We start from the raw sequence: 1,891 nt of genomic DNA, 5'->3' as shown, positions 1-1,891 counted from the left end.
CTGTTTAACTTTATTTTTGCTATCGATATCCGGAGTAACCTTAAACGTCCTGACTCTTGGAGGGGTAGCCGTTGCTGTCGGAAGACTCGTTGATGATAGTATCGTCGTTATCGAAAACATTTTCCGGAAAATGCAGAATGAAAAATTTTCTGTCGCCCTGATCATCGAGGCGACGAAGGAAGTCGGCTCTGCGATAACATCCTCTACACTGACAACAGTAGCAGTCTTCCTGCCGATTGGCTTGGTTTCAGGAAGCCTTCAGGACTTCTTGCTGCCATTTGCATTGACTGTGAGCTATTCCTTGTTAACATCCCTTCTGGTCGCTCTTACAGTCGTGCCATTAATGAGTGCAGGCTTGCTGAGAAATGCAAAACTTGCTTCTCATAACCCTCCAGTTCGTTTTAAAAATTGGCTGACATGGTCATTGAATCATAAATGGGTCATCCTGCTTCTCACTTTCGTAATTTTTGCCGGCTCTATCGGGACTTTTGCGGCTATGCCGAAAGGAGCAGTTGATAATTCTTCAGCTGAATTTGTCATAACCACGTTAAAGTATCCAAACAACACACCTGTTGAAGACGTAAAAGATAACACGTTGAAGCTGGAAGACTTTATAAACGATTTAGAAGGAGTGAAGTTCCTCTATACACAGCTGGGATCTACTGAAGATTCAGCTCAATTTGGAGAGGTAGCGTCCGCAACGGAGGCAAGATTCAGTATCATCCCAGACGACAATGCTGATATCAATAAGATGATAGAGGAAATCGAAACTCAAGAATCCAAATTCCCTGGCGCTGAAGTTGAAACCATTGCCGCATCCATGATGGGAGGAAGCTCCACTAATATTACAATCGATGTCATTGGAAATGACACCGCAGCACTCGAAGACAATGGAGAAAAAATCAAGGAGGCCATCGCTGATATTGCTGGGGTGAAAAAAGTTGAAACCAATATGGAAGAAAAGAAAACCGTTTACTCATTTGAAGTAAATACCTCAAAAGCAAACACCAGTCAGGTCGCCGCCCAGCTGGCAATGATGCTGAATCAGACACCTGTCGGAACAATGGAAATTGAAAGCAAGCAAACTCCGATCATTCTTGAATCCAGTTTAAATCCTGAGAATGAAACTGATTTAAAAGCTGTCCCGGTTATGACTGATACCGGCATTGTGAAATTGTCTGATATTGCAGAACTTAAATCCGAAGATAAATCAACCACCATGTTCCATAAAGATGGCGAAGCATACATCCGTTTGACTGCGGCAGTGGATCCTGAAAAGCTTTCCGCTATTTCTGCAAAAATGAATGAAATCATCTTTGGAACAAAAGAAACTGACGGATTGGATATTCCGAAAGATGTTGAAGTGTTGATTGGAGGAGCCAGTGCCCAGCAAGCCGAAGACTTTACCGATATCTTCGTCACGATGCTCGTATCCATCGGCATTGTGTTTCTGATCATGGTCATCACATTCAAGACGATTCGTGCACCGATAGCCATCCTTTGTTCACTGCCGCTTGCGGCCATCGGAGCAGTCCTTGGATTATTGATCAGTGGCATTACGGTGGACATCACAGCCCTTCTTGGCGGCTTGATGCTGATCGGTGTCGTCGTTACAAATGCAATCGTCCTTCTTGACCGGGTCAGACAGAATGAGAACACCATGATCATCAGGGAGGCCATCGTTGAAGCAGCTGCCATCAGAATGCGCCCGATTATCATGACGGCTGTAGCGACCATCTGTGCGATGATCCCACTCCTGTTCAAACAAACCGAAACCGGAAATCTCGTTTCTGCAAGTTTGGCAGTCGTTGTTATCGGCGGTTTGAGCGTCGCTACCCTTTTAACGCTGGTTGTCATTCCGGTTATCTATGAACTGTTACACTTCAAAAAA

The 1,891-nt window shown here is 44.6% G+C and carries 1 protein-coding gene; it reads left to right on the top strand.

What is annotated here, in order from left to right:
- The coding region (locus BSG1_RS19270; protein ID WP_006838918.1) for an efflux RND transporter permease subunit at positions 1-1,891 on the top strand (1,891 nt) is incomplete at both ends.

Source organism: Bacillus sp. SG-1, from assembly GCF_000181495.1.
Taxonomy (GTDB): domain Bacteria; phylum Bacillota; class Bacilli; order Bacillales; family Bacillaceae_B; genus Rossellomorea.
Note: the sequence above shows the minus strand (reverse complement) of the source record. Positions and strands in the feature narration are given on the sequence as shown.